Origin of the sequence: Streptomyces fulvoviolaceus (assembly GCF_000718165.1) — a bacterium.
Taxonomy (GTDB): domain Bacteria; phylum Actinomycetota; class Actinomycetes; order Streptomycetales; family Streptomycetaceae; genus Streptomyces; species Streptomyces fulvoviolaceus.
This window is the reverse complement of sequence record NZ_JOEY01000056.1, coordinates 15004-40271: the sequence shown is the minus strand read 5'-3', so window position 1 is coordinate 40271 and position 25268 is coordinate 15004. Positions and strand designations below refer to the sequence as shown.

General features: G+C 70.9%; 22 protein-coding genes. 15 read left to right on the top strand and 7 right to left on the bottom strand.

Annotation, left to right across the window (positions count from 1 at the left end; translation table 11 throughout):
- Positions 1-61: 61 nt before the first annotated feature.
- Positions 62-1060 carry an LLM class flavin-dependent oxidoreductase gene (locus IG08_RS0143415; protein WP_030616833.1) on the bottom strand — a complete coding sequence of 333 codons (999 nt, stop codon included), beginning with the start codon at positions 1058-1060 and terminating at the stop codon, positions 62-64.
- Positions 1061-1132: 72 nt separating this feature from the next.
- A complete protein-coding gene (locus IG08_RS0143410) occupies positions 1133-1906 on the bottom strand; it encodes an enoyl-CoA hydratase/isomerase family protein (protein ID WP_030616829.1) in 774 nt (257 codons plus the stop codon).
- A gap of 101 nt (positions 1907-2007) precedes the next feature.
- Here IG08_RS0143410 and IG08_RS0143405 point away from each other — a divergent pair, with 101 nt between their 5' ends.
- The 3 genes from IG08_RS0143405 to IG08_RS0143395 are packed head-to-tail and all read left to right on the top strand — an operon-like array spanning position 2008 to position 4966.
- Positions 2008-2319 (top strand): hypothetical protein, encoded by a 312-nt coding sequence (locus IG08_RS0143405; protein WP_030616826.1) that lies wholly within the window; start codon positions 2008-2010, stop codon positions 2317-2319.
- Positions 2320-2336: 17 nt separating this feature from the next.
- A complete protein-coding gene (locus tag IG08_RS0143400) occupies positions 2337-3842 on the top strand; it encodes a class I adenylate-forming enzyme family protein (protein ID WP_030616821.1) in 1506 nt (501 codons plus the stop codon).
- The gene (locus tag IG08_RS0143395) at positions 3839-4966 is read left to right on the top strand and encodes a phosphotransferase family protein (protein ID WP_078655969.1); all 1128 of its coding nucleotides are present in this window, start codon (positions 3839-3841) and stop codon (positions 4964-4966) included. Before IG08_RS0143400 ends, IG08_RS0143395 begins: the two co-directional genes overlap by 4 nt.
- Here the strand turns inward: IG08_RS0143395 and IG08_RS0143390 are convergent.
- Together IG08_RS0143390 and IG08_RS0143385 are read right to left on the bottom strand one after the other, a co-directional pair.
- The gene (locus tag IG08_RS0143390; protein WP_030616814.1) at positions 4921-5697 is read right to left on the bottom strand and encodes an SDR family NAD(P)-dependent oxidoreductase; all 777 of its coding nucleotides are present in this window, start codon (positions 5695-5697) and stop codon (positions 4921-4923) included. The two genes, IG08_RS0143395 and IG08_RS0143390, sit on opposite strands and share 46 nt — an antisense overlap.
- Entirely contained in the window at positions 5694-7013 is a 1320-nt protein-coding gene (locus IG08_RS0143385; RefSeq protein ID WP_030616810.1) for an acyl-CoA dehydrogenase family protein, read from the bottom strand. Before IG08_RS0143385 ends, IG08_RS0143390 begins: the two co-directional genes overlap by 4 nt.
- 102 nt (positions 7014-7115) lie before the next feature.
- Between IG08_RS0143385 and IG08_RS0143380 the strand changes: the two genes are divergently transcribed.
- The 10 genes from IG08_RS0143380 to IG08_RS0143335 all read left to right on the top strand — a co-directional run bounded on the left by IG08_RS0143380 (position 7116) and on the right by IG08_RS0143335 (position 18740).
- Entirely contained in the window at positions 7116-8348 is a 1233-nt protein-coding gene (locus IG08_RS0143380) for a CaiB/BaiF CoA transferase family protein (protein ID WP_030616807.1), read from the top strand.
- A gap of 26 nt (positions 8349-8374) precedes the next feature.
- The gene (locus IG08_RS0143375; protein ID WP_030616804.1) at positions 8375-9574 is read left to right on the top strand and encodes a cytochrome P450; all 1200 of its coding nucleotides are present in this window, start codon (positions 8375-8377) and stop codon (positions 9572-9574) included.
- 8 nt (positions 9575-9582) lie between these two features.
- Positions 9583-10050: a VOC family protein gene (locus IG08_RS0143370; RefSeq protein WP_030616801.1), complete on the top strand. Its 468-nt coding sequence runs from the start codon at positions 9583-9585 to the stop codon at positions 10048-10050.
- A 13-nt stretch (positions 10051-10063) separates the two neighbouring features.
- A complete protein-coding gene (locus tag IG08_RS0143365; protein WP_030616798.1) occupies positions 10064-11179 on the top strand; it encodes an acyl-CoA dehydrogenase family protein in 1116 nt (371 codons plus the stop codon).
- A 94-nt stretch (positions 11180-11273) separates the two neighbouring features.
- Positions 11274-12770, top strand: a complete 1497-nt coding sequence (locus tag IG08_RS0143360; protein ID WP_030616795.1) for a class I adenylate-forming enzyme family protein — start codon at positions 11274-11276, stop codon at positions 12768-12770.
- Positions 12767-14017: a MaoC family dehydratase gene (locus IG08_RS0143355; protein WP_030616791.1), complete on the top strand. Its 1251-nt coding sequence runs from the start codon at positions 12767-12769 to the stop codon at positions 14015-14017. The genes IG08_RS0143360 and IG08_RS0143355 overlap by 4 nt, the downstream gene beginning before the upstream one ends.
- Before the next feature lie 23 nt (positions 14018-14040).
- Positions 14041-14805, top strand: coding sequence for a crotonase/enoyl-CoA hydratase family protein (locus tag IG08_RS0143350; RefSeq protein WP_030616788.1), 765 nt, complete (start codon positions 14041-14043; stop codon positions 14803-14805).
- Positions 14806-14807: 2 nt separating this feature from the next.
- Positions 14808-15923, top strand: a complete 1116-nt coding sequence (locus IG08_RS0143345; protein ID WP_030616785.1) for a CaiB/BaiF CoA transferase family protein — start codon at positions 14808-14810, stop codon at positions 15921-15923.
- 22 nt (positions 15924-15945) lie between these two features.
- Positions 15946-17091, top strand: a complete 1146-nt coding sequence (locus tag IG08_RS0143340) for a thiolase family protein (protein WP_030616782.1) — start codon at positions 15946-15948, stop codon at positions 17089-17091.
- Positions 17088-18740: a thiolase C-terminal domain-containing protein gene (locus IG08_RS0143335; protein ID WP_030616779.1), complete on the top strand. Its 1653-nt coding sequence runs from the start codon at positions 17088-17090 to the stop codon at positions 18738-18740. The genes IG08_RS0143340 and IG08_RS0143335 overlap by 4 nt, the downstream gene beginning before the upstream one ends.
- Before the next feature lie 34 nt (positions 18741-18774).
- Here IG08_RS0143335 and IG08_RS0143330 read toward each other — a convergent pair whose 3' ends face one another.
- The 3 genes from IG08_RS0143330 to IG08_RS0143320 form a co-directional block, all read right to left on the bottom strand.
- Entirely contained in the window at positions 18775-19818 is a 1044-nt protein-coding gene (locus tag IG08_RS0143330; RefSeq protein WP_043456612.1) for a zinc-dependent alcohol dehydrogenase, read from the bottom strand.
- Between the two features lie 28 nt (positions 19819-19846).
- On the bottom strand, positions 19847-21088 hold the full coding sequence (locus tag IG08_RS0143325; protein WP_030616774.1) for a cytochrome P450: 1242 nt from the start codon (positions 21086-21088) through the stop codon (positions 19847-19849).
- Between the two features lie 66 nt (positions 21089-21154).
- Entirely contained in the window at positions 21155-22366 is a 1212-nt protein-coding gene (locus IG08_RS0143320; protein ID WP_030616770.1) for an acyl-CoA dehydrogenase family protein, read from the bottom strand.
- Between the two features lie 163 nt (positions 22367-22529).
- Here IG08_RS0143320 and IG08_RS0143315 point away from each other — a divergent pair, with 163 nt between their 5' ends.
- Both IG08_RS0143315 and IG08_RS0143310 read left to right on the top strand, forming a co-directional pair.
- On the top strand, positions 22530-24002 hold the full coding sequence (locus IG08_RS0143315; RefSeq protein WP_030616767.1) for a FadR/GntR family transcriptional regulator: 1473 nt from the start codon (positions 22530-22532) through the stop codon (positions 24000-24002).
- A gap of 115 nt (positions 24003-24117) precedes the next feature.
- Positions 24118-25266 (top strand): acyl-CoA dehydrogenase family protein, encoded by a 1149-nt coding sequence (locus IG08_RS0143310; RefSeq protein ID WP_030616764.1) that lies wholly within the window; start codon positions 24118-24120, stop codon positions 25264-25266.
- Positions 25267-25268 lie beyond the last annotated feature (2 nt).

Sequence of the window (25268 nt, the reverse complement as noted above, 5' to 3'; positions counted from 1 at the left end):
CGGCCGAGCTGTGCATCGGCTCCGGAGCGAGACCGCTCCGGGGCCGATGCGGTGTGCGGGGTCAGACCGGATCCGGTACGGCACCGATGAGCGCGAGGGATGCCTGGGCGTAGGCGGCCCTGCGCCTGCGGCTCACCATGAAGCTCGGAGGCGCGAAGTAGCCGACGTCGCGGGGGAGCGAGCCGGCGCGGCGAGCGAGGGCGTCCTTGGCGTCGGCGGTCGTCCCGCACACGGCGATCGCGGTGACCATCTCGTCGGTCACCGCCTTCGCCATCTCATCCGTGTCACCGGCTCTGAACGCGGCCCGGAGCCGTGCGATCGGCTCCTCCCAGCCGTGGCGGGCGACATAAGGGTCGTACGTCTTCACCGTGAGGTAGAAGGCGATCATCCGCCGGGCGTCGGCGATGGCGCGCTCGGGTGCGGCGTCGTCGACCGCTGTGATGATCCAGCCGTGTTCGAGCGGACGCGCGGCTCCTTCGCGGCCGCGCTCGACGGACGGCCGTACGACGTCGTTCCACCAGGGGGCGGTGAACAGGCCGTGCCCGATGACCCCGTCGGCGACCCGGCCCGCGGTGGCGGCCATGCGGGTGTTGAACGCGGCGAGCAGGACAGGGATGTCCAGCCGGCCGAGCACCGGGGCGCGGACGTCGGCGTCGAGCGAGTAGAACTCGCCCGAGTAGCGGACCTGTTCGCCGTTCTCCGCGTGCAGCCAGGCCCGCACGGCACCGACGGTCTCGGCGATCCGGTCCACGGGACGGTCGGCGGGCACGCCCAGCCAGTCGCGGTTGATCCGGAACGCGGCGCTGCCCAGGCCGAGGAACAGCCGGCCCGGCGCCTGGGCGTGCAACTGGCGCAGGGCGGTGGCGTGCGCGTACGGGGTGCGGGCGAACGCGTAGGCGATGGCGGGGCCCGCCAAGGCGTGCTCGGTGTTCGCCACGATGTCGGCCACGGTGAGATAGGCGTCGTGGTCGACGAACTCCCCGGCGCAGAAGGCGCCGACGCCGGCCTGTTCGGCCTCACGTGCGACGTCCCGGCCGGGCCAGGGCATGCCGAACCGCATGAGCGCCTCCCGTTGGAATCTGTGATGCGATCGGTAAAAAAGTACACTTAATTAGGAGAGGGTAGGGGAGTGTCAGCGCAGTGTCCACCGCCCCCGAGGCACCGCGGAGCGGTCGATCTCCGCCTTCCCGATCGGGTTGCCGATCTGTGTGTACGACAGTCCGGTGCGCAGTGCCTGGGTGCGCGTGGCGTCGAGCGACTCCCAGATCGCCCGGACGGTTCCCTGGATCGCGGCCGGGGGTTTGGCGGCGATGATCCGGGCGATCTCGTCGGCCCGGTCCCACAGTTGATTGCGCGGGAGCACCTCGCTGACCAGGCCGATCTGCAGGGCGCGCGCCGCCGACACGCGCTCGTCCAGGCCGAGCAGCGCGATGCGCAGCGCCTCGCCGAGCGGGATGCGACGGGCGAGTCCGATCGGCTCCAGGGCCGCGGTGAGCCCGTAGCTGACGTGCGGGTCGAAGAACGTGGCTTCCTCGGAGCAGATGAGGATGTCGGCCTCGTTGAGCCAGTAGAAGGCGCCGCCGGCGGCCATGCCGTGCACCGCGCACACCACGGGTTTCCACACCTGGTTGAGCTTCGGCGAGAGGTACTCGCCGGGGTCGGTCTGCGACCAGACGTTGGGGTGGCGGTCGATCCCCTCCTTCACGTCCATGCCCGTACAGAACGCCTTCTCACCGGCGCCGCGCAGCACGACGACATGCACGTCGTCGTCGGTCTTGACGGTCTGCCAGATGTCGGAGAACTCCTCCAGCATCCGCTGGTTGAAGCCGTTCATGGCCTGGGGCCGGTTCAGTGTGATCGTGGCGACGTGGTCGGTCACCTCGAACAGGACGGTCTCGAGATCCATCCGGCAACTCCGTTCTCGACGCGATCGAGGTAAGTAGTATACTTTTTTCTGGTTACTCAGCACAGTTGCTCGGGATCACAAGAGCCGCGGAGGACGTTGCGATGAGGCCACGCGTGGGGCAGATGCTCGCCAGTACGGTCGATACGACGGCGGTGATCGTCGTCCGGTGCCCCGACGGCGAGTTGGAGATCACCTGCGGTGGGGCGGCCATGACCGAGGGGAACGGGCCCGGGTCCGCCACCACCGGCGCCCCCCACCCCGACCTGATGGGCGGTTCGCTGCTCGGCAAGCGGTACGCCGACGAGGACCTGGGCGTGGAACTGCTCTGCACCAAGCCCGGGCCGGGCACGATCGCCGTGAACGGCGTGCCGCTGCCCGTGAAGAGCGCCAAGCCGCTGCCGGCCTCGGACTGAGGGGACGGGGCGGGCACATGAACATATCGATGCTTCTGGACATGGCCGCCGAGGGCTTCGGCGACCGGGTCGTGATCGGGCGCACGGACGGTGGGCTGAGCGCGCGGCGGTTGAGCGAGCTGTCCGACGGCGGGGCGCGCGTCGTCCACGGGAGGGGCGCCGACGCGATCGTGTACCTGGCGGTGAACGGCCCGGCCCTCCCCGTCGCGCTGTTCGCCGCGGCCCGCGCCGGAGTCCCCCTGGTTCCGGTCAATTACCGGCTGGGCGACGAACAACTCGACGTCCTGCTCGCCAACCACCCCCGCGCACTGGGTATCGCCGACCCGGAACACGGCGAGGCACTGCGCCGCGCCGGGCTCCCGGTGCTGAGCCCGGCCGAGTGGCTCGCCGAGGCCGCGGACCACACCGGCCTTCCCGCCGACGACGTTCCGGCGCAGCCCGACTCCCCGGCCGTCCTCATCTACACGAGTGGGACGACCTCCACGCCGAAGGGCGTCGTCCTGCGCCACCACAACCTGGTGTCGTACGTCCTCGGCACGGTGGAGTTCGCCGCAGCCGACCCCGACGAGGCGGCCCTGGTGAGCGTCCCGCCGTACCACATCGCCGCCGTGTCGAACGTGCTGACGAACCTGTACGCGGGCCGCCGCGCGCTGACCCTCGACCAGTTCACGCCGGAGGGCTGGCTCGGCCTCGTACGGGAGCAGCGGATCACCAACGCGATGGTGGTGCCGACGATGCTCGCCCGCGTCATGGACACGGACGCAGTCGACCGGTCGGTGCCCTCGCTGCGCGCACTCGCCTACGGCGGGGCCCGGATGCCGGTGCGGGTGATCGAGGCCGCCCTGCGCGCGTGGCCGCACGTGGACTTCGTGAACGCCTACGGGCTCACCGAGACCTCGTCCACCATCACCGTCCTGGGCCCGCAGGAACACCGGACGGCCGTCGCGAGCGACGATCCCGCGGTGCGGGCCCGGCTCGGCTCGGCGGGCCTGCCGGTGCCGGGCATCGAACTGGAGGTCCGCGACGTGACCGGCGAGGCCGTCGCCCCGGGGGAGACCGGGCAGATCTGGGTGCGCGGCGAACAGGTCTCGGGCGAGTACGCCGGCCAGGGCTCCGCGGTCGACGAGCGGGGCTTCTTCCACACCCGCGACCGGGGCCGCGTCGACGCCGACGGCTACCTCCACATCGAGGGCAGGGTCGACGACACGATCATCCGCGGTGCCGAGAACATCGCGCCCGCCGAGATCGAGGACGTCCTGCTGCGGCACCCGGACGTGCTCGACGCGGTCGTCGTCGGGGTTCCCGACGAGGAATGGGGCCAGCGGATCGAGGCCGTGGTCGTGACCCGGGACGGCGCGGAGGTCGACGGCACGGCCCTGCGCGCCGCGGTCCGCGACACCCTGCGCGGCTCGAAGACCCCGGACCACATCACCTCCTGGCCCGAACTGCCCCGCACCGCGACGGGCAAGCTCGTACGCCGTGACATCGTCGCGGCCCTGACCTCGGAACGGACGAAGCCATGAGCACCGTCGTGAACAGTACGAGTCTGCTCCCGGAGCTGACGGAGCGTACGGCCGCGGTGCTCCGCGGCTGGGCTCCCGGGGCCACGGTGGACGCGGTCGAGCCGCTCGCCGGCGGCACGTCCAGCCTGACCTACGTGGCCGTCCTGTCGGGTGTCCCGGCCGAGTACGAGCGCATCGTCCTCAAGGTGGCCCCGCCCGGCCTGGAACCCGTCCGCAACCGGGACGTGCTGCGGCAGGCGCGGCTCATGCAGGTGCTGTCCGGAGTGCACGGGGTCCGGGTGCCGAAAGTGCTGTTCAGCGACAAGGGCGCACCACCGGCAGTCCAGCCGTTCGTGGCCATGGAGCTGGTGCCCGGGGAGTGCGTGGAGCCGGTGCTGGTACCACGCGGAACGCTTCCCGCCGGACAGGTCAGGTCCCGTGCCCTCGACGCGGCGCGGATGCTCGCGCAGCTGCACCGGGTGGATCCCAAGCGAACTCCCCTGGCGATGGAGCCTGTTGTCACGCTCCGCGCCGAGATCGACCGCTGGACCCGGGCGTTCACGACCGTCCCGGAGGACCTGCGCACCGGCCACGAGGCGGTCGCGGAGCGCCTGCACGCCACCGTGCCCGCGGCGATGATGCCGGTGTTCACCCACGGCGACTACCGGCTCGGCAACACGCTGTGCGACGCGGACTCGGTCAACGCGGTCATCGACTGGGAGATCTGGTCGCTCGGCGACCCCCGGGTCGACCTGACCTGGCTGACCTTCTTCACCGACGAGGCCCGCCACCCGGCATCCCTGTCGGACGAGCCGACCGGGATGCCCGGCAAGGCCGAACTGCTCGACACCTACCAGGAGGTCCGGGGCGAGCCGCTGCACGACCTGGCCTGGTTCGAGGCGCTCACCAAGTACAAGGAGTCCGCGGCGACCGCGCTGCTCATCAAACGCGGACGGAAGGCGGGGGAACTGACCGACATGCACCGGCGCATGCTGCCCGCACTGGGGGCGCGGGGCTGTATCGATATGCGGCTCCGCCGCGTGGGCGCGACCAGCCCCCACCGGCCCGCGGCAAACGAACCGCATAACCAGCGGAGCGCTCAGTACAGGCCGCCATCCACCCGGATCAGCGCCCCCGTCGTATAACTGGACGCGTCGCTCGCCAAGTACAGCGCCGTGCTGATGACCTCCTCCGGCCGCCCGGGCCGGCCGAGCGCGCTGCGCGTGGTCTGCCGTTTCTCCTCCGACCAGGCCTTGGAGATGTCGGTGAGAAAGGGACCCGCCGAGAGGGTGTTGACCCGCACCTTCGGGCCGTACTCCAGGGCGAAGACGGTGGTCAGCGCGTTGAGCGCGGCCTTCGCACCGGCGTAGGGCCCGAACCGTGGCTGCGGCATCAGCGCTCCCGAGGAGGAGACGTTGATGATGGAGCCGCCGTCCCCGTCCGCCATCCGCTGCCCGATCAGCGAGGCGAGCCGGAACGGGCCCTTGAAGTTGACCCCGATCACCTTGTCGAACAGTTCCTCGCTGGTCTCTGCCGACGAGGGCGCCACCGGTGACATGCCGGCGTTGTTGACGAGGACGTCGATCTTCCCGAACTCCTCGTACGCCGTGTCGACCAGCCGGCCGAGGTCGTCCCAGCGGCCCACGTGCGCAGCGACAGGCAGGGCGCGCCGGCCCAGGTCGCGGACCTCGGCGGCGACTGTTTCGCACGCGTCGAGCTTGCGGCTGGCGATCACCACGTCGGCGCCCGCGGTGGCGAAGGCGCGCACCATCTCCAGGCCCAGGCCCCGGCTGCCACCGGTGACGAGCGCGACCTTGCCGGACAGGTCGAACAGGTCGGCCGGGGCGATGGACTTGGCGTTGCGACCGTCGGTCATCCGTCCACCCGTCCGGCGAGCCCGTCGTCCTCGATGATGTGCGCGTACCGCTTGCGGGCGGCGTCCAGCTTCGGCGGGATGTGCTCGCTCGGGAACAGCCCCTCGGCCGGCTGGTACTTCTTCAGCAGCTGCTTGGCGATCGTGGTGCGGTGCACCTCGGTCGGACCGTCGGCCAGGGCGAGGTTGGGCGCGGCCATCCACCACTTGGCGAGCGGGAGTTCGCCCGTCGTGCCGAGCGAGCCGTGCAGGTGCACCGCCCGCTGGATGATGTCGTGCAGCACCTTGGCCGTCTGGACCTTGCACATCGCGATCTGGGTGCGCGCGGCGCCGTGCGGCTGGGTGTCGATGATCCAGGCCGTGTGCAGGACGAGCAGCCGGAACTGCTGCAACTCCACCCAGGAGTCCGCGATGAACTGCTGCGCCGCCTGCTTCTCGGCGAGCAGGGTGCCCTGCGTACGGCGGGACAGCGCGCGCTCGCACATCATGTCGAAGGCACGGGTGCACTTGCCCACCGTGCGCATGGCGTGGTGCACACGGCCGCCGCCGAGGCGGGCCTGGGCGACCTTGAAGCCCTCGCCCGGGCCGCCGAGCATGGCGTCGAGCGGCACCCGGACCTGGTGGTAGCGGATATAGGCGTGGATGCCCTCCTCGAGGGACTCCCGCTCGTCCATCGCACCGACGTTGCGCTTGATCTCGATACCGGGCGTCTCGGCCGGGACGATGAACATCGACATCCGCTGATGCGGCGGCGCCTCCTGATCGGTGACGGCCATGACGATGAGGAAGGCCGCGTACCGGGCGTTGGAGGAGAACCACTTCTCCCCGTCGATCACCCACTCGTCCCCGTCGCGCCAGGCGCGGCACACGAACTCCTTGGGATCGGCGCCCGCCTGCGGCTCGGTCATCGAGAACGTGGAGACGATCTCGCCGTCGAGCAGGGGCCGCAGATAGCGGTCCTTCTGCTCCTCGGTGCCGAACATGGCGAGGATCTCGGCGTTGCCGGTGTCCGGGGCCGCGGTGCCGAACACCGTCGGGGCCCAGTAGGAGCGGCCGAGGATCTCGTTGAGGAGGGCGAGCTTCACCTGGCCGTAGCCCGGTCCGTCCAGGTCGGGGCCGAGATGGCAGGCCCACAGACCCTGTTCCCGGACCTGGTCCTGGAGAGGCCGCAGAATCGCGCGGGCCTTCTCGTTGCGGGTGTCGTACGGGTCACCGCCGTGCGGGAACAGGAGGTCGAGAGGCTCGACCTCCTCGCGTACGAAGGCCGCCGCCCAGTCGAGCTTGGCCTGGAAATCGGGGTCGATCGAGAAATCCAGCATGACGAAAACAGTATACTTTTTAGGTCCCTCGGTCCATACTCGGAGCCAGACTTGCCGCATTAGGTATGCGCAATAGGGATGAGCCGCGGAGGGGTTGGTCTGATGCAGAGGCCCATGGAGGGCGTGCGGGTGCTCGAGGTCGCGCAGTTCACCTTCGTCCCGGCGGCGGGCGCGGTGCTCGCGGACTGGGGCGCCGACGTGATCAAGATCGAGCACGCCGAACGCGGCGACGCCCAGCGGGGGTTGGTGCGGGTGCTCGGCTACGAGGCGGCCAGCAAGGGGTCGTCGTTCTTCCCGATCATGGAGGGGCCCAACCGCGGGAAACGCAGCGTCGGCCTCGCCCTGGAGAAGCCGTCCGCGCGCCCGGTGCTGGAGGAACTGATCCGCAACAGCGACGTGTTCCTCACGAACTTCCTGCCGGAGGCGCGGGCGAAGCTGCGCATCGACGTCGAGGACGTGCGGGCGATCAACCCCGACATCATCTACGTCCGCGGCAGCGGCTTCGGCGCCCGCGGTGAGGAGGCGGGCAAGGGCGGCTACGACAGCACCGCTTTCTGGGCGCGCGGGGGAAGCGCCGCCGGTGTCACCCCGCCCGGCGCGGACCGGATGACCCGGATGCCCGCCGGCGCCTACGGCGACTCGATGGGCGGCATGACCATCGCCGGAGGCATAGCCGCCGCTCTCTACTCCCGCGCCACCACCGGTGAACCGTCCGTCGTGGACGTGTCGCTGGTCGGCGTCGGTGCCTGGGCGACCCAGTTCACGGTCAACCTCGCGCTGCTGACCGGCGGCCCGCTCCCGGTGAACACCCCGCCCCGGCACGGCTCGGCCACCAATCCGCTCATCGGGGCCTACCGCACCTCGGACGGCCGCTGGATCGAACTGTCGATGCTCCAACCCGGCCGGTACTGGTCGGAGTTCTGCAAGCTGGCCGGCCGCGACGAACTGAGCGGCGACGAACGCTTCGACAGCACCGAGAAGTTGATGGCCAACGCCGCCGAGGCGGCCGAGATCGTCGCCGACCTCATCGCGTCCCGCCCCTACGCGGAGTGGGTCGAGATCCTCTCCCGGGGCGAGGGCCAGTGGGCGGCCGTACAGAACGCCTGGGAGGTCGGCCAGGACCCCGCCCTGCGCGCCAACGGTCTGATCGCTCCCCTCGTGGACGCCGACGGCGTCGACCGCGAACTGGTCGCCAACCCCGTCCAGTTCGACGAGACCCCGGCCGACCTGACCAGGGCACCGCAGTTCGCGGAACACACCGACGAGGTCCTGCTCGAGCTGGGCCTCGGCGAGGACGAGCTGATCGCGCTCAAGATCGACGGCGCGGCGACGTGACGGACGTACGACGAAAGGAGCCGTGAATGAGTACGACGCTCGAACCCGACGGAACCCACGACGGCGTGCCCGCCTACCCCTTCGACAACCGGCTCGGCGGCCCGGTCCTCAGCCACCACGAGCGGTGGGACGAGATGGCCGGCACCCACAGCGGGTTCCGCAGCACCGTCGCCCGTGGTTTCTGGGTCGTCACGGACGGCCCGGCGGTGCAGCAGGCCCTGCAGGACTGGCAGACCTTCTCCAACAAGTCGGTGACGGCGCTCGAACCGGATCCGAAGTTCCTGTGGATCCCCGAGATGCTCGATCCGCCGGTGCACACCGTGTGGCGGCGCCTGCTGGGCCGCTACTTCTCCCCGAACACCGTCGCCGCCCGCGAGCCGGAGGTGCGCGAGGTCGCGGCCGGGCTGATCGACGCACTGAAGGAGCACGACGGCGCCGACGTGCTCGACGAGTTCGCGCGCCGCTTCCCGACCCTGATCTTCATGCGCCTGATGGGCCTGCCCGAGGAGGATCTGCCGATCTTCCTGGACTGGGTCCACGAGCTGCTGCACCTCTCCCACGGTGAGGACCCCGAGGGCAAGAGGCAGATGGCCGCCATGCTGGCCGTCTCGGCGTACTTCGAGGAACAGATCGCCCTGCGCCGCAAGAGCCCGCGCGACGACCTGCTCTCCCACGCCATGACCTGGACCATCGACGGCGAAGCGATCAGCGACCGGGACATGCACGCGTTCTGCATCCTGCTGTTCCAGGCCGGCTTCGACACGGTCCCGATCTCCATCGGCTGGGCGCTGTACCACTTCGCCACGCATCCGGAGCAGCGCGCGGAGATCCTCGCCGACCCGTCGCTCATCCCCACCGCCGTGGAGGAGACCCTCCGCGTGTACTCGTTCGTCGTCCCGGCCCGCAAGGCCACGAAGGACGTGGAGGTCGGCGGCTGCCCGGTCAAGGCGGGCGAGATGGTGATGCTTCCGCTGGCGGTCACCAACCGCGATCCCGAGCGGTACGACAACCCCCTCGAGGTGGACCTGCACCGCAAGGCCACCAACCACATCGCGTTCGGCTCGGGCCCGCACCGCTGCCTCGGCTCGCACCTCGCCCGCCTCGAGCTCAACGTGGCCGTCGAGGAATGGCACCGGCGCATCCCCGACTACCGGATCGCACCCGGCCAGGAGCTCTGGCAGCACGGCAACATGTACGGCATCAAGTCGCTCCGCCTGGAGTGGTGAGGGGCACCATGACGCATCCCCTCGCAGCGGCGGATCTGTACCACACCGGGATCGTGGTCCCGGACATCGAAGCCTGGAAGGCCCGGATGACCGAGGTCGCGGGCCACCGGTGGACCGAGACCATGACCGGCGAGGTGCAGGTCCGACTGGCGGACGGCGTACGCCCCCTCCAACTGCGCTTCGCCTACTCGCTCGACGCCCCGCACATCGAACTCGTGCAGGAGATCCCCGGAACACCGTGGACCGCGGGCGAACGCATGGCGACGCACCACCTCGGCTACTTCTGCGACGACCTGCAGACGACGTCGAAGGGGCTGGAGGAGGCGGGATTCCCGCTGGAGGCGTGCGCGATCGTCGACGGAGCTCTGTCGATCTTCGCCTACCACCTGGACCCCTCCGGCGTGCGGATCGAGATCGTGGACCGGGCGCGGATGCCCGACTTCTCCGCCTACCTGCTCTCGAAGACACCCCGGTGACGGTGGAGGAAGAGTGGCACTGACGCTCACCGACGAGCAGGAGGAACTCCGCGCGACACTGCGCCGCTTCCTCACGGAAAAGGCGCCGAGCGCGGCCGTACGACGCTGGATGGAGTCCGACGATGGCCATGATCCGGCGTTGTGGCGGCAGATGGCCGGTCAACTCGGGCTGCACGGCCTGGCCTTGCCGGAGGAGTACGGCGGATTCGGCGGTGGCCCGGTCGAGTTGGGGATCGTGCTGGAGGAACTGGGGCGCGTGCTCCTGCCGTCGCCGTATTTCGCCACCGTGGCCCTCGCCGGCCAGGCCCTCGCGGCCTCCGGCGACGGCACGGCGAAGGCACGATGGCTGCCCGCGATCGCCGACGGTTCGCTCACCGCCACGCTGGCGATGGCCGAGGCGAACGGATCGTGGCGGCCGGAGGACATGGGGGCCGCGGCCACGCGCGACGACGGCGGCTGGACCGTGTCCGGCACCAAGATGTTCGTCGTCGACGGGCACACCGCCGACCTGCTCCTCGTAACGGCACGCGATGACACGGGACTTGGGCTCTTCGCCGTGGACGGAGACGCCTCCGGGGTGACCCGCACCCGACTGGAGACGCTCGACCCGACCCGGCGGCTGGCGCGGATCGACCTCGACCGCGCGGTGGCCGTGCGGGTGGGCCCGGACGGGGACGCCTCCGCGTACCTGCGTACCGTGCTCGACCTCGCGGCCGTGGCACTGGCGGCCGAACAGGTCGGCGGTGCGCAGGCCTGTCTGGACGCGGCGGTGGAGTACGCGAAGGTGCGGGTGCAGTTCGGCCGTCCCATCGGGTCCTTCCAGGCCGTCAAGCACAAGTGTGCCGACATGCTGCTCCAGGTCGAGGCGGCCCGGTCGGCGGCGTACCACGCGATGTCCGTGGCGGCCGAGGGCTCGGGCGAGTTGCCGGTGTCCGCCGCGCTCGCCGCGGCGTACTGCTCGGCCGCCTTCACCCACGCGGCCAAGGAGAACATCCAGATCCACGGTGGCATCGGCTACACGTGGGAGCACGACGCGCACCTCTACCTGAAGCGCGCGAAGTCGTCCGAGCAGCTCTTCGGGAGCCCGGCGACGCACCGGGCGCGGTTGGCCGACCTGGTGGGGATCTGAGAACCGTCGCCGTATCAGGACGCCTCAGGACGTCATGGAACATCTCAGCACGTCACAGGACTCCTCAGGACACCGATGACGAAAGGTTGCTCACGTGGGAATTCGCGATCGCCTGTCCCTGCTGCTGGCCGAAGCTCCCGCCGACGCCGAGGCGATCGAGCACCACGGGGACTGGTGGACCTGGGGCCAGGTCCAGAAGACCGCACAAGGCGTCGTCGACGCGCTCGACGCGGCGCGCCTGCAGGAAGGCGCCCGCATCGGCGTCGTACTGGAGAACCGACCCGAACACGTCGCCGTCGTCGCCGCGGTGATCGCCTCCGGGCGGTGCCTGGTGATGCTCAGCCCGTTGCAGCCCGCCGCGCGCCTCGCGGCCGACATCGCCCGCTGCGAGCTGCCCGTCGTCGTCTCAGGCGCCGAGGCCCTGGCACGCGAGGGCGTCCTGAGCGCGGTGACCGGCCACGGCGCGGCCCTGGAACTGGGCGCCGACGGCACCCTCCGAGCCGTCGGCGGCACGGCCCCCGCCGAGTCGCCCGCCAACCCCGGCGTTGCGGTGGAGATGCTCACCTCGGGCACGACCGGCCCCCCGAAACGCGTCCATCTGCGCATCGGCCAGCTCGACCAGGCACTCGTCTCCGGCGGGCAGACCCCGAAGTCCGCGCGACTGCTGTCGCCGTCGGCGTCGCTGGTGGCCACACCGCTCGTGCACATCGGCGGCCTGTGGCGGGCGCTCGCCTGCCTCGCGACCGGGCGCCGCATGCTCCTCCTGCCCAAGTTCGCGGTCGAACCGTGGGTGAGCGCCGTGGAACGCCACGGCCTGCGGGCGGCGAGCCTGGTGCCCGCGGCCATCCGAGCCGTGCTCGACGCGGGCGTGTCGAAGGAACGGCTGGCCGCCTTGCAGGTCATCACCTCCGGCACCGCGCCCTGCCCGGCGGAACTCGCCGACGCGTTCTTCCGCACCTACGGCATCCCCGTGCTCATGACCTACGGCGCCACCGAGTTCGCCGGAGCGGTGGTCGGCTGGACACTGCCCCTGCACGAGCGGTGGTGGCAGCGGAAGGCGGGCAGCGCCGGACGCGCCTTCGACGGCGTCGAGTTGAGGGTGACCGGCGAGGACGGCGCCGAGCTGCCCGTCGGCAGGACCGGCCGACTGGAGGTCCGTACCGAGCAGAGCACCCGGGGCGGCCGGACATGGGTGCGGACCAGCGATCTGGCCCGGATCGACGCCGACCGGTTCGTGTGGATCGAGGGACGGGCGGACGACGCCATCATCCGCGGTGGCTTCAAGGTGCAGCCGGAGACGGTCAAGAAGGTGTTGGAGTCCCATCCGGCCGTGCGGGAGGCGGCCGTGGCCGGGTTGCCGGACCCGCGGCTCGGCGAGGTGCCCGTCGCGGCGGTCGAGATCGAGCCGGGACGGCCTGCGCCGGACACCGCCGAGCTGGTCGCCCTCTGCCGGGCGGAGCTCACCCCCTACGAGGTGCCGGCGCACATCGTCGTCCTCGACGCACTGCCCCGGACCCCGTCGAGCAAGGTCAGCCGTGTGGAGCTCATCGACCTCGTCCGTGCCGGGCTCATCAGGGAGGACCAGCGATGACGGACACCCAGGAGAAGGCCGCCGAGCACTTCGGCGTGCTGACCGAAGAGGCCGTCGAGCGCTCCCGCCGGCGGCTCGGCGTTCCCCAGCCGCAGCGCAACCCCCCGCACAACTACGAGGTGACCTGGGACGGCGTACGCCACTTCGCGTACGGCTACGGCGACGACAACCCCCTGTACTGCGACCCGGACCACGCGGCCGGCACCCGCTGGGGCTCGCTCGTCGCACCGCCCACCTTCCTCTACACGATGGGGGAGGACGCCGCCCCGAAGCCCGACCCCGAGACCAAGGCACTGCTGAAGGGCGACCCCTTCGCCGGACTCGGGTCCTACCAGGCGGTGATGGAGTTCGAATGGTGGCGCCCACTCCAACTCGGCGACCGCTGCCGGGTGTTGCAGACCCAGGTCGGCGTCCACCTCAAGCGCAGCAGCTTCGGCGGGCGCACCGCACACGTCGTCCGTGACTACCTCTACGCCAACGGACGCGGCGAGATGCACGCGCTGCGGCGGGGCACCTGGATCAACGCCGAACGCCACACCTCGAAGAAGCGGGCCAAGGAGCAGCTGGCGCAGGAGCCCTACACGGCCGAGCAGCTCGCGGAGATCGACGCCGCGTACGCGGCCGAGACCCGGCGCGGAGCCGAGCCCCGCTACTGGGAGGACGTCGAGATAGGCGAGGAGCTCCAGCCCCGGGTGAAGGGGCCGCTGACCACCACGGACGTGGTCGTCTGGCACCTGGGCTGGGGCATGCAGCTCACCCCGCCCGGCGCCTTCGGGATCGCCGCGAAGGTACGGCGCAGGGCCCCCGGCCTCTATCCGCCGAACCCGCTGAACATCCCGGACACCGTGCAACGCCTGCACTGGGAACCCGAGCGGGCGAGGGAACTCGGCCTGCCGGGCCCGTACGACTACGGCGGCATGCGCGAGACCTGGCTGTGCCATCTGCTCACCGACTGGATCGGCGATGACGGCTGGCTGTGGCAACTGCGCTGCGAGCACCGGAAGTTCAACTACCACGGCGACACCACGTGGGTGCGCGGCACGGTCGTCGACAAGCGGCAGGTGGATGGGCGGGCCGAGGTGCACGTCGAGGTGCGGTGCGAGAACCAGCGGGGTGAGATCACCACTCCCGGTACGGCGGTCGTCCTGCTGCCGACCCGAGACCGCGCGGTCGAACTCCCGTCGCCGCCCGCCGAGGACCTGGACGGCATGGTCGCCCATGAACTGGCCCGGTTCGCCGTCAATTGAGTGTACGAATCCAGGAGGTATACGTGTCGGACGAGGTACTGGTGGAGCGCCGAGGCGCGGTCCAGGTCATCACGATCAACCGCCCCAAGGTGAAGAACGCCCTGGACGCGGGAGTGGCCGCAGGGGTGGCGGCCGCGGTGGACGAGCTCGACGAGTCGGACGAGCTGCGGGCGGGCGTACTGACGGGGGCGGGCGGCACGTTCTCGGCGGGAATGGACCTCAAGGCGTGGCTGCGCGGCGAGACGCCGGCGATCGAGGGCCGTGGGCTGTGCGGGATCAGCATCACGCCGCCGCGCAAGCCGCTGATCGCCGCCGTCGAGGGCTGGGCCCTGGCCGGCGGGTTCGAGCTGCTGCTGGCCTGCGACCTCGTCGTCGCCTCCCGCACCGCGCGGCTCGGCGTGCCCGAGGTGACCCGGTCGCTGGTCGCCCGTGCGGGTGCCGCCCTGCACCTGCCGAGGCGGGTTCCGTACGCCATCGCCCTGGAACTGCTGCTCACCGGTGAAGCCATCGACGCCGAACGGGCCGCCGCGTACGGCCTGGTGAACCGGCTCACCGACGAGGGCGGTGCGCTCGACGGCGCGTTGAAGCTCGCCGAGACCATCGCGGCGAACGGCCCCCTGGCGGTCGCGGCGACGAAGCAGATCGCCCGCTCCACCGCCGACTGGACGCTGGACGAGGCGTGGGGCAAACAGTTCGACATCGCCGAGCCCGTGTTCCAGTCACAGGACGCGCGCGAAGGGGCCGCCGCGTTCGCCGAGAAGCGGGCGCCGGTCTGGAAGGGCCGCTGACCATGACGACAGGGCCCCTCGCCGACGTCCGAGTGGTCGAGCTGGGCGGCATCGGTCCGGGACCGTTCGCCGGGATGCTGCTCGCCGACCTCGGGGCGGAGGTCGTCCGCGTGGACCGGGCCGAGCGGGCGCAGGAATCGGACGCGGGCGGCCCGGCGGACGTACTCAACCGAGGCAAGCGGTCGGTCGTACTCGACCTCAAGCACCCGTCCGGACCCGCCGCCCTCCTCCAACTTGTAGAGCGTGCCGACGTGTTGATCGAGGGATTCCGCCCCGGCGTCACCGAACGCCTCGGGATCGGACCGCACGACTGCCTGGCCCGCAATCCCCGCCTGGTCTACGGCCGGATGACCGGCTGGGGCCAGGACGGACCCCTCGCCGCCGCGGCCGGACACGACATCACCTACATCGCGCTGACCGGTGCCCTCGGTGCCATCGGGGACGCGGACGGCCCGCCCCAGATCCCGCTCAACCTCGTGGGCGACTTCGGGGGCGGCGGCTGCTACCTGGTGATCGGTGTGCTGGCCGCCCTGCACACCGTCGCACGCACCGGCCGCGGTCAGGTCGTCGACGCGGCCATCGTCGACGGCACCGCCCACCTCCTCGCCAGCACCTTCGCCAAGCTCGGGCGCGGCGAGTGGAGCGACGAGCGGGGGATCAACCGGTTCGACGGCGGCTGGCCCTTCTACGCCGTGTACGGCACGAAGGACGGCCGCCACGTGGCCGTCGGCGCGCTGGAGCCCAAGTTCTACCGGCGCCTGATCGAGCTGCTCGACCTCGACGTGGATCCGGACCGGCAGCACGACCAGTCGACCTGGCCACAGCTGCGGCAGCTGCTCGAGAAACGGTTCGCGGAGCGCACCCGGGACGAGTGGGCCGCGCTGTTCGAGGGGACCGACGCCTGCGTGGCGCCCGTCCTGAGCCTGACCGAGGCCGCCGCGCACCCGCACCTGGCCGCCCGCGGCAGCCTGATCGCCCGCGACGGAGTGGTCCAGCCGGCCGCCGCGCCCCGCTTCTCGGCGACACCGTCGAACCCAGGCCCCGCGGCACCGGCTGTCGGCGCCGACACCCGCGCGGTGTTCCGCGACTGGGGCGTCCCCGTGCGGCCCTCCGACTGACCTGACTCACGAAGGAGCTTTCATGCGAGACGCCGTCATCGTCGACGCCGTACGCACACCCATCGGCAAGCGCAACGGCTCGCTGGCCTCGGTGCACGCGGCGGATCTGTCGTCCAAGGTGCTCAACGCCCTGGTGGAGCGGACCGGCATCGACCCGGGCACGGTGGACGACGTGATCTGGGGCTGCGTCACCCAGATCGGCGACCAGTCCAGCAACGTCGGCCGGTTCGCCGTACTCGCCGCGGGCTGGCCCGAACACGTCCCGGCCGTCACGGTCAACCGGGCCTGCGGCTCCAGCCAGCAGGCGGTCGACCAAGCCGCACACGCCGTCATGGCGGGCCAGTACGACCTGGTGGTGGCGGGCGGTGTGGAGACCATGAGCCGGGTGCCGCTCGGCTCGCACCGGACCACGGGCCAGCCGTACGGCCCCGCCGCCCTGGCCCGCTACGGCGGAGTCGAGTTCAGCCAGGGCACCGGAGCCGAACTCATCGCCGAACGCTGGGGGTTCAGCCGCACCCGGCTCGACGAGTTCGCCGCCGAGTCGCACGCCAAGGCCGCCGCGGCGATCGACGCGGGCGTCTTCGACGACCACATCGTGCCGATCGAGGTCGAGGGTACGAAATTCACCGTGGACGAGGGGCTGAGGCGAGGGACATCGGTCGAGACGCTGGCCGGCCTCAAGCCGTCGTTCAAGGAGGACGGCGTGATCCACGCCGGAAACGCCTCCCAGATCTCCGACGGCGCGGCCGCCCTGCTCATCACCACCCCGGAGCGGGCCCGCGAACTCGGCCTCACCCCGATCGCCCGCTACCACTCCGGAGCGGTCAGCGGCGCGGATCCGATCACGATGCTCCTCGGCCCGATCCCCGCGACCGAGAAGGCGCTGAGCCGCTCCGGGCTGTCCATCGACGACATCGGCGTCTACGAGGTCAACGAGGCCTTCGCCCCCGTCCCGTTGGCCTGGCTGGCCGAGACCGGCGCCGACCCCGAGCGGCTCAACCCGCTGGGCGGGGCGATCGGCGTCGGCCACCCGCTCGGCGGCTCCGGCGCCATCCTGATGACACGACTGCTGGCCCGGATGCGGCGCGAGAACCTGCGGTACGGACTCCAGACCATGTGCGAGGGCGGCGGCACCGCGAACGCCACGATCATCGAGCTGCTGCGATGACCCAGGTCGAACGTCCCCTGCCCCAACCCACCCTCGCCAGCGCCGAGTTCTGGAGCTCCGGCGCCGACGGCGTGCTGCGGATCTCCCACTGCGCCGACTGCGATCGCCACTTCCACCCGCCGCTGCCGGTGTGCCCCTCCTGCCGCAGCCGAGCGGTGGCACTCGCCCCCGTCTCGGGGAAGGCGGTGGTCGTCGGCTTCAGCGTCAACCACCAGAAGTGGCTGCCCAGGTTCCCGCCGCCGTACGTCGTCGCCGTGGTCGCCCTCGCCGAGGACGACCGGGCCCGCCTCACCACCAACATCGTCGGCTGCGAGCCGGACGAGGTACGCATCGGCATGCGGGTCCGCGTGCGCATCGAGCAGCACGAGGACGTGTACATCCCCCTGTTCGAACCGGATCCCGAGACCGAGGCCGCCGAAGGCCCCGGCCCGCTGCCCGAGCCGCGGGAAGTCCGCGTACGGCCCATGGCTTCCCCTCGGAAGTACGAGGACAAGGTAGCGCTGACCGGCGTGGGCCAGTCCCGCGTCGGCAGACGGCTCATGGTCGACCCGCTCTCCCTGACCGTCGACGCCTGCCTGGCCGCGGTCGCGGACGCAGGGCTCGACCTCGACGACATCGACGGGCTCTCCACCTACCCCGGGCCGAGCCCCGACGGCATGAGCGAAGGCGGCATCACCGCCCTCACCGAGGCCCTGCAACTGCACCCCACCTGGGTCAACGGCGCGCGCGAAGTGTCGGGCCAGATCGGCTCGATCACCGCCGGCATGCTCGCCGTCGCGGCCGGCCTGTGCCGACACGTCCTGTGCTTCCGCACGGTGTGGGAGTCCTCCCACGGCGCGCTGGTCCGCTCCGGCCAGTGGCAGGCGTCCGGCGGCCGCGCGACCGGCATGTTCGAGTTCCGCGCGCCCTTCGGGGCCATGTCGGCCGCCCAGTGGATCGGCTGCAACGCCTCGCACTACATGCACCGTTACGGCGTCGGCCGCGAGGCACTCGGCGCGATCGCCGTCACCGCGCGGGCGGGCGCGGCACGCAACCCCGAAGCCCTGCACCGCGACCCGCTGACGCTCGACGACTACTTCGACGCCCGCATGATCACGACCCCGTTCGGCCTCTACGACTGCGACGTCCCCTGCGACGGCGCGGTGGCCGTCGTCGTCTCCGCACTCGAGACGGCGTACGACCGTCCCCGCCCGCCCGTCCTGGTCGAGTCCGTCGGCACGGCCGTCGCCGAACGGCTCAGCTGGGACCAGGACACCCTGACCCACCTGCCCCAGTCGAAGGGCCCCTCCGCGCACCTGTGGACACGCACCGACCTGACCCCCGCCGACGTCGACGTGGCCCTGCTCTACGACGGGTTCACCTTCAACGCCCTGTCCTGGATCGAGGGCCTCGGCTTCTGCGGACCGGGCGAGGCGAGCGACTTCATCGCCGACGGCAAGACCATCGCCCTGGACGGCGACCTCCCGCTGAACCCGCACGGCGGCCAGCTTTCGGCGGGCCGCCTGCACGGCTACGGATTCGTCCGCGAGGCCATGCTGCAACTGCGCGGCGACGCGCACGGGCGCCAGGTCGAGGACGCCCGGGTGGCGGTGGTCACCGCGGGCGGGGGAGTGCCGTCGGGGGCGATGCTGCTGAGGATGGGGGAGTAGGCGGCACGGTATCGGCGCCCGTGTCCGTGGTCGCTCACTCCTCGTCGTCGAAGGTGACGATGACCTTCTCGGCGGCCCCGGGAGTCAGTGCGAGCTCGAAGGCCCGGTGGACCTCGGAGAACGGGACGCGGTGGCTGATGAGCTCGGCGAAACGGTCCCTGTGCTCCGTGAGTTCCGCGGTCACCTCGAAGATCTCGGTGGGGTACCCCTGGGAGGCGATGAGGGTGAGCTCGCTGCGCAGCATCCCGCCCAGGTCGATCGCGGCGGACGGCTTCTGCACACCGACCATGACCAGCTTGGCGCCCCACTTGGCGGCGTCGACGGTGGTGTTGAAGACGGCAGCGACGCCGGCCGCGTCGATGTAGATGTCGGTACCCGGACGGGGCTGGCCCAGCGCGTTGGCCGCCTCACCGTGCAGCTCCGTCAGCCGGGCGGTGACGTCCTCCTCGGCGGAGTTGATGACGGCGTCCGCGCCGACGGCGAGTGCGGTCTTCAGACGCTCGGGGATGACGTCCGCGACGACCACGTGCCCCACGCCGCGCAGCTTCAGCCAGATGGTCGCGCCCAGGCCGATGGGCCCGGCGCCGAAGACGACGACCTTGTCGGCGGGCCCGGCCTCCGAGCGGTTCACGCAGTGCAGGGCCACCGCCATCGGCTCGTTGAGCGCGGCCACGTCGAAGGGCACGGTGTCCGGGAACACGGCCACGCTCTCGCCGAGCACCGCGTTCTCGACGAGCAGGTACTCGTTCATCCCGCCCAGCTCGCCGCCGCAGCCGATGATTCCGGAGGGCGCCGCCTGCGGGTTGACGACCACCCGGTCCCCGGGCTTGAGGTCCGAGACCTCGGAGCCCACCTCGACGACTTCGCCGGCGGGTTCGTGACCGAGCGGCAGCGGCACCACCAAGCCGGGGTGGTTGTAGGGGGTGCCGCCCGCCTGGACGAAGAACGTGTCGGTGCCGCAGATGCCGCAGGCGCGGATCCGTACCAGCGCGTCCTTGGGGCCGGGCACGGGGCGCTCGATCTCGACCACCTCGACCTCGTTCTTCGCGTCGGTCAGGACGGACTTCATCGTGGCCATCGAGGTGACTCCTTCTGCGGGCTGCTGGTTACCAGGTGACAGGCAGGTCGTAGATGCCGTAGGCCTGCGAGTCCTCCTTGAACTTCAGCTCCGAGACGTCGACCGCGAGCCGCAAGGTGGGCACCCGGCGGAACAGCGTGCTGAACACGACGTGCAGTTCGACGCGGGCCAGCTGTTGTCCGACGCACTGGTGCGGGCCCCAGCCGAACGCATGGTGATGTGCTGCGGCGCGGGTGAGATCGAGCTTCCCGGGCTCGGGGAACGCCTGCGGGTCCCAGTTGGCCGCCGGCAGCGACGCGATGACGCCCTCGCCCGCGCGGACGGTCTCACCGTCGATCTCGATGTCCTCCACCACCGCCCGCCGCGCCAGCAGATGCGGGATGGTGAGGTAGCGCAGCAGCTCCTCGACGGCACCGGTCACGTACTTCGGGTCATCGGCGTGCTCGCGCAGGCCCGCGAGCTGGTCGGGGTTCTGCAGCAGCAGCGCGGTGCCCAGCGTGATCATGTTGGCGCTGGTGTCGTGGCCGGCGACCAGCAGGATGTGTCCCAGCGGGGCGGCGTCCTCCATGGAGAGCACGCCTTCCTTGACGCGTGCGCCGAGGTCGGAGAGGACGTCCTCACCGGGATCGTCCATCTTGGCCTCGATGAGCCCGGCGATGTAGCGGCGCAGATCCGCCGTCGACCGGGCCGCCTCCTCGGGGGTCTTGTACCGCGCGTTGGTCATTCCGGCGTGCTTCTGGAAGAACTCGTGGTCCTCGTACGGCACTCCGAGGAGCGCACAGATCATCAGCGACGGCAGAGGCAGGGACAGGGCCTCGTTGAGGTCGGTCGGGTTGGGACCGGCCAGCATCCTGTCGATGAGGTCATCGGTGATCTGCTGGATCTCCGGGCGGAGTTTCTCCATCCGGTGACGGGTGAACGAGTTCGTCAGCATCCGGCGCCACCGAATGTGCTCGGCGCCGTCGGTGTTGTTGATCGACGGCTGGATCTCGGCCGCGTGCGCCTTCATGGCCTCGGTCGTGTGCGGGTATCCGGGCGCACCGATGTCGGCGCTGAGCCGTGGGTCGGTCAGCAGTTGGCGCTGGGCGGCGTGGGTCGTGACGACCCAGGGGGTGGTGCCGTCCCACGTCCTGGCGCGTACGACGGCCTTGCCCGTGTCGTGCAGCTTGAGCAGACCCGGCGGCGGTGCGAACGGACATTCGCTCGATCGGGGAGACGGAAACTCCGGCAACTCGTCGGTGACGTCGGTGCCGGCCACGTCCTCGGTCATGGTTTCCCGTCCTCTCGTCGACTTCGTCGTTCGACGACGGAAGTTTATGTCGACCGGTCGGTACACTCAAGCCTTAGGGTCCGGCGAAGGCCGACGAGGCTCCCGCGGCATCCCCAGCCCTCGTTCGGCGACCTGGGTGCGCAGCACCTCGTTCGCCCCGCCGGCGATCGTGTAGGCCCGCGAGTACAGATGGGCGTCCTGCCACCAGCCGCCGGCCACTGCCTCCGGGTCGTCCTCGACGAGCAGCCCGTCCGTGCCCTGCAGTCGAAGGCCGAAGTCGGCCAGGTCGTGGTTGAGTTCGCTGAAGAAGATCTTGCCCAGGAGGGCGTCGGCGGGCTGCTCCGTGCCGTGCAGCATCCGCGACTGGGCGAGGCCGATCATCGCGGCGTTCACATGCACCCGCGCGGCGAGCTCACCGATCGCCTGCCGGGTGGCGGAGTCGTCGAGCCCGGGCCGCCCGCCGACCGGCGTCTCCTCCGCGAGCCCGAGCAGGTCGTCCAGCACCGCGAACAGCTCGACGCCCCGCGCGGCCACGCCGGAACGCTCCCGGCCGAGGCTGCTCATCGCCACCTGCCAGCCGTCGTTGACCCGGCCGATCACGTTCGCGGCCGGGATCCGGACGCCGTCGAGGAAGACCTCGTTGAAGTCGGTGGTCCCGGTGATCTCGCGCAGCGGCCGGATGTCCACGCCGGGGCAGCGCATGTCCAGGGCGAACGCCGTGATGCCCTTGTGCTTCGGGGCGTCGCCGTCGGTGCGCGCGAGCAGGTAACCCATGTCGGCGTGCTGGCCGTTGGTCGTCCACACCTTCTGGCCGTCGACGACGAACTCCTCGCCCTCGCGGCGCGCCCTGGTGCGCAGCGCCGCCAGGTCGCTGCCCGCCTCCGGCTCGCTGAACAGCTGGCACCACACGTCCTCGCAGGTGCGGATACGGGGCAGGAAGCGCGCTTGCTGCTCGGTGCTGCCGAAGTCGATCAGAGCGGCCGAGGCCAGCGAGGCCGCGCCGACGGGCGGCCAGGTGCGGGCGCGGGCGATCTCCTCGGCGACGACGAACGGTTCGAGCGGATGGGCGTCGGGGCGGCCGCCGTACTCCGCCGGCCAGCCGATCCCGAGGAAGCCCGCCTCGTACAGCTTCGCGGTCCACTCCCGGATCGCCGGCATCAGACCGGGGTCGGGCGCGCGCACGCCGGAGTGCGCCTTGACGCCGGGTGCGTGCTCCGCGACGAAGGACCGCACTTTCCTCCGGAACGCTTCGAGTTCGGGCGTGGACTCCAGACGCATCGCAGGCGGCTCCCTGTCGTCATGTGGCCCGGTCGTGCGGCCTCGTCATGCAGGCGGTCCGAAATGAGGATACTCTAACCATGGTGTTGGCCCGTCTGCCAGTGCCGGGTGTTCATGCCGAATAGACTGGGGATCCGTAATATCCCCTCAGAGGAGTTGGCCCATGGCGACTGCCGTCGACCACGAGCCCGCCGACGGCGAGACCGGCACCCCGGTCGGCAAACTGGCCGCGCAGACCGCGCAGCGCATCGAGGCCACCGTGATCCGCCAGGGCTGGCCCGTCGGGGAGTCGCTGGGCTCCGAAGTGGACCTGCGGGAGCGCCTGGGCGTGAGCCGCGCGGTGCTGCGCGAGGCCGTGCGGCTGGTCGAGCACCACCAGGTCGCCAGGATGCGGCGTGGCCCGAACGGCGGCTTGATCGTCTGCGCCCCCGACGCCGGACCGGCGACCCGGGCCATGGTGATCTACCTCGAGTTCGTCGGCACCAGCGTCACGGACCTGCTCCAGGCCCGCCAGCTCCTCGAACCGATCGCCGCGGGACTCGCCGCCGACCGCATCACGGAGGAGGGGATCACCACCCTCCGCGCCACTCTCGAAGGCGAACTCGCCCACTGGGACGACCCGTCGGTCCACTCGCAGGACCCACTGCACCCGGTGCTCGGCAAGCTGTCGGGCAACCCCGTGCTGCACCTGTTCATCGACGTCCTCACGCGCCTCACCGCCCGGTACGCGCACACCTCCCGCCGTATCTCCAAGGCGGAGATGCACGCGGCGAAGGAGACCTCGCACCAGGCGCACAAAGCCGTCGTCGACGCCGTGGTCTCCGACAACGGCGCACGCGCGCAGACGGAGCTGACCGCACACCTGGAGTCGGTGGCCGCCTGGATCGAGAAGCACCGGGTGCGCCGCGGGCAGCGGATCGCGGGGAACGTGATCGAGCCCGAACTGGCCGAGGGGCCGAGGGCCAAGCTCGCCGAGGTGCTGGCCGCCCGGATCCACGACGACATCGCCGCGCGGGGCTGGCAGATCGGCATGGTGCTCGGTTCGGAGACCGACCTCCTCGCCCGCTACGGAGTCAGCAGGGCCGTCCTGCGGGAGGCCGTGCGGCTCCTCGAGTACCACGCCGTCGCCCGGATGCGCCGCGGCCCCGGCGGCGGCCTGATCGTCACCGAGCCCGAGCCGCAGGCCAGCATCGACACCATGGCGCTCTTCCTCGAGTACCAGGGCGTCACGGCCGACGACCTGCGGATCGTCCGCAACGCCATCGAACTCGGCATCGTCGCCAGGGTCACCGCCCGCCACGCCGAGGGCGATGCGCTGGTCGCCGAGCGCCTGACGAAGGCCGTCCGGTGGGCCACGGAGGGTCCGGCCGACGACGCCCGCAAGGCCGACCTGTTCCACTCCGAGCTGGCGGCCCTGTCCGACAACCCGGTGCTGTCGCTCTTCCTCGCCATCATCACCGAGTTGTTCCGTCGGCACGCGTCCGGCCACGACCGGCCGTTGCCGGGTGACACGGCGGCCGACGAGGTCCAGCACGTCCACCAGCGCATCCTCGACGCGATCGTGCAGGGCGACGCCGGGGTGGCCCGGCACCGGATGCGGCGCCACCTGGATGCCCTGATCCCCTGGTGGCACTGATTTACGGACACTGATTCACTGCGCCCCGTGAGGTCTTCTCGCCTCATGGGGCGTTCTTCTGTGCTGGAGGCTTCTAATTCCGTATACTGAATAGGGTCGAGTCGAAGGAGATCCGATGCGCCGGACCCTGTTCGAACAGGACCACGAGGACTTCCGCCTCCTGGTCCGGGACTTCATCGCCCGCGAAGTGCTCCCGGTGTACGAGGACTGGCGACGTGCCGCTCTCGTGCCCCGCGACCTGTTCACCTCGATGGGCAAGCTCGGCATCCTCGGCACGGCCGTCCCCGAGGAATACGGCGGAGGCGGCCAGGACGACTACCGCTTCAACGCCGTCATCCAGGAGGAGTGCGCCCGTGCCGGCGTGACGCTCGGCGGCCTGCGCACCCATCTCGACATCGTCGTCCCGTACTTCACGGGCCTTGCCGATGACGAGCAACGGGCCCGCTGGTTCCCGGGGTTGGCCTCGGGCGAGCTCTACACCGCGATCGCGATGAGCGAACCGGGCACCGGCTCGGACCTGGCCGGTGTCACGACGAAGGCGGTCCGCGACGGCGACCACTACGTGCTGAACGGAGCCAAGACCTTCATCACCGGCGGCCACCACGCCGACCTGGTGATCGTCGTGGCCCGCACCGCCACCGACCCGGACAACCGGCGCGCCGGCCTGTCCCTGCTGGTGGTGGAGAAGGGCATGCCCGGGTACGCCGTGGGGCGCAAGCTGGAGAAGATCGGCCTCGCCGTCCAGGACACCGTGGAACTGTCCTTCGCGGACGTGCGCGTCCCCGCGGGCAACCTCCTCGGCGAGGAAGGCGGCGCGTTCACCCACCTCGGCCGCAACCTGGCCCAGGAACGGCTGGCCATCGCGGTCGGCGCCGTCGCCCAGGCCCGCGCCGCGATCGACCTGACCGTCACCTACGTCCGCGACCGCACCGTGTTCGGCAAGCCGGTCGCCCACTTCCAGAACACGAAGTTCGAACTCGCCGCCATGGCAACCGAGTTGGAAGCCGCCCAGACCCTGCTGGACGCGGCGATCAAGGCACTCGTCGACGGCGAACTCAGCCCCGTCGACGCGGCCAAGACCAAGCTGTTCTGCACCGAGACGCAAGGCCGCGTGATCGACCGCTGCCTCCAACTGCACGGCGGCTACGGCTACATCCTCGAGTCGCCGATTGCCCGGCTGTACGCGGACGCCAGGGTGACCCGCATCTACGGCGGCACCAGCGAGGTCATGAAGACCATCATCAGCAAGTCCCTGGGCCTGTAAGG

Bases quoted from the DNA above. Each gene is read 5' to 3' on its own strand.
- IG08_RS0143315 (WP_030616767.1), top strand. From the start codon at position 22,530: ATGGCGACTGCCGTCGACCACGAGCCCGCCGACGGCGAGACCGGCACC.
- IG08_RS0143375 (WP_030616804.1), top strand. From the start codon at position 8,375: ATGAGTACGACGCTCGAACCCGACGGAACCCACGACGGCGTGCCCGCC.
- IG08_RS0143385 (WP_030616810.1), bottom strand. From the start codon at position 7,013: ATGCTGGATTTCTCGATCGACCCCGATTTCCAGGCCAAGCTCGACTGG.
- IG08_RS0143410 (WP_030616829.1), bottom strand. From the start codon at position 1,906: ATGGATCTCGAGACCGTCCTGTTCGAGGTGACCGACCACGTCGCCACG.
- IG08_RS0143345 (WP_030616785.1), top strand. From the start codon at position 14,808: ATGACGACAGGGCCCCTCGCCGACGTCCGAGTGGTCGAGCTGGGCGGC.
- IG08_RS0143400 (WP_030616821.1), top strand. From the start codon at position 2,337: ATGAACATATCGATGCTTCTGGACATGGCCGCCGAGGGCTTCGGCGAC.
- IG08_RS0143390 (WP_030616814.1), bottom strand. From the start codon at position 5,697: ATGACCGACGGTCGCAACGCCAAGTCCATCGCCCCGGCCGACCTGTTC.
- IG08_RS0143395 (WP_078655969.1), top strand. From the start codon at position 3,839: ATGAGCACCGTCGTGAACAGTACGAGTCTGCTCCCGGAGCTGACGGAG.
- IG08_RS0143325 (WP_030616774.1), bottom strand. From the start codon at position 21,088: ATGACCGAGGACGTGGCCGGCACCGACGTCACCGACGAGTTGCCGGAG.
- IG08_RS0143405 (WP_030616826.1), top strand. From the start codon at position 2,008: ATGAGGCCACGCGTGGGGCAGATGCTCGCCAGTACGGTCGATACGACG.
- IG08_RS0143340 (WP_030616782.1), top strand. From the start codon at position 15,946: ATGCGAGACGCCGTCATCGTCGACGCCGTACGCACACCCATCGGCAAG.
- IG08_RS0143320 (WP_030616770.1), bottom strand. From the start codon at position 22,366: ATGCGTCTGGAGTCCACGCCCGAACTCGAAGCGTTCCGGAGGAAAGTG.
- IG08_RS0143335 (WP_030616779.1), top strand. From the start codon at position 17,088: ATGACCCAGGTCGAACGTCCCCTGCCCCAACCCACCCTCGCCAGCGCC.
- IG08_RS0143370 (WP_030616801.1), top strand. From the start codon at position 9,583: ATGACGCATCCCCTCGCAGCGGCGGATCTGTACCACACCGGGATCGTG.
- IG08_RS0143355 (WP_030616791.1), top strand. From the start codon at position 12,767: ATGACGGACACCCAGGAGAAGGCCGCCGAGCACTTCGGCGTGCTGACC.
- IG08_RS0143380 (WP_030616807.1), top strand. From the start codon at position 7,116: ATGCAGAGGCCCATGGAGGGCGTGCGGGTGCTCGAGGTCGCGCAGTTC.
- IG08_RS0143415 (WP_030616833.1), bottom strand. From the start codon at position 1,060: ATGCGGTTCGGCATGCCCTGGCCCGGCCGGGACGTCGCACGTGAGGCC.
- IG08_RS0143310 (WP_030616764.1), top strand. From the start codon at position 24,118: ATGCGCCGGACCCTGTTCGAACAGGACCACGAGGACTTCCGCCTCCTG.
- IG08_RS0143330 (WP_043456612.1), bottom strand. From the start codon at position 19,818: ATGGCCACGATGAAGTCCGTCCTGACCGACGCGAAGAACGAGGTCGAG.